This window comes from Actinosynnema sp., assembly GCF_052038725.1.
Genome location: NZ_JBQGCX010000091.1, coordinates 1 through 1757 on the forward strand (window position 1 = coordinate 1; position 1757 = coordinate 1757).

At 74.8% G+C, this 1757-nt stretch carries 2 protein-coding genes; both read right to left on the reverse strand.

Annotated features, from left to right (window positions below; genetic code table 11):
• Positions 1 to 51 precede the first annotated feature (51 nt).
• Positions 52 to 744, reverse strand: coding sequence for a hypothetical protein (locus ACTUAL_RS01765; RefSeq protein WP_440899031.1), 693 nt, complete (start codon positions 742 to 744; stop codon positions 52 to 54).
• 251 nt (positions 745 to 995) lie between these two features.
• Positions 996 to 1757: M20/M25/M40 family metallo-hydrolase (locus ACTUAL_RS01770; protein ID WP_440899032.1), on the reverse strand; the 762-nt coding region annotated here is incomplete at its 5' end.

Sequence of the window (1757 nt, forward strand, 5' to 3'; positions counted from 1 at the left end):
CCGCTTCCGCGCCACCTCACCCCACCGGTGCGGGCTTCCCGGTGGGCATCCTCACACCTCCCGCCCCCGAGGCGGTCCCTCCCCGCGCCGACCGGTCGAGGTCCAGTGCGCGGTGTGCACCAGGTGCAGCCGACGAGCCCCGCGCCCCAGCACGTTGGCGTTCGGGTGCACCTCCTGGCAGTAGTGCTCGACCCCGAGGTGGTCGTGCGTCCCGTGGTGGCCGCCGTTCGCCGCGACGTCCAAGTGCAGCCGCGCCACCTCGCGGAACAGCGGCGCGTCCCCGGTGACGAACAGCGTGTCCGCGTGCACCCGCTCGTGCAGGCGCTCCCGGTCCGGCACGTGCGCGTAGGCGTCGTGGTCGACCGGCGCGAGCGCGGCGACCTCGGGCAGCTCGGCGGTGCGCAGCCGCCCCCGGCCGAGCCCGGCGCGCACGTCCTTCCAGCCCGACGGCGAGAACTGCAACCCCCGGTGCGACAGCACGAGGTCGAGCGGGAGGTCTCCCGGCCACAGCCCGCCCGCCGGCGGGGTGGTGGTGCGCACAGGCAGGTGCACGAGCGAGCGGGGGGAGCGCGCGGCGAGCAGCCACAGCGCCGCCACGGCCGCCGCGTCGGCCCCGCCGACCAGCACCTCGACGGACCACTCGCGCCCCACGACCAGCGTGCGCGCGAGCGGCGCGGCGGGCCGGAGCACGCGGAACTCGGCCCGACCGAGCCGGACCCGGTGCTCGGTGACGCGCAGCTCCACGACCCGGACCTTACCCCGAACGGGTGAGTCGGGCGGGTGTTTTCACAGGGCGGGCGGTCGGTGGCGGACCTGCGCTCACGCGGTGCTCTGCCTGGTGCTGCCGCTCGGCCCGGCGGTGCTCGCCACGGGCGTGCTCTGGCCGGCGACGGTCCCGCGGCCTCGCGGTCGCCCTGGCCGTCGTCTGCTGGGACGACAGCCCGGTCGACCGACGCCGCCCCCGGCGCCCGGCGGGGGCGGCGCGTCGGGCGGCCTCACGAGTTCAGCAGGAACCTGTCCAGCACCCGCACCCCGAACCGCAGCGCGTCCACCGGCACCCGCTCGTCCACCCCGTGGAACAGCCCCGAGAAGTCCAGGTCGGCGGGCAGCTTCAGCGGCGCGAAGCCGAAGTTGCGGATGCCCAGGCGCTGGAACGCCTTCGCGTCCGTGCCGCCCGACAGCATGTACGGCAGCACCTTCGCGCCGGGGTCCTCCGCGCTGATCGAGCCGACCATCGCGTCCACCAGCGCCCCGTCGAACGTGGTCTCCACCGGCGGCAGGCCGATCCACTCGCGCTCCACGTCCGGGCCGAGCAGCTCCGCCAGCTCCGCGTCGAACGCCTCCTCGCGTCCGGGCAGGATGCGGCAGTCCACGGTGGCCTCGGCCACGGACGGGATCACGTTCGCCGTGTACCCGGCGGTCAGCATCGTCGGGTTGGCCGTGTCGCGCAGCGTCGCGCCGATCATCCGCGACAGCGCGCCGAGCTTGCCGACCGCGCCCTCGATGTCATCCTCGGGGAAGTCGATGCCGGTGATCTCGGTGACCCCGTCGAGGAACTCCCGCACCGACGGCGAGATCACCAGCGGGAACCGGTGCTGCCCCAGCTTGGTCACCGCGGCGGCCAGCTTCGCGACGGCGTTGTCGTGGTGGATCATCGACCCGTGGCCCGCCGTGCCGCGCACGCGCAGCTTCAGCCAGCGGATGCCCTTCTCCGCCGTCTCCACGAGGTAGGCACGCACGTCGTCCTTGAGCGTGAT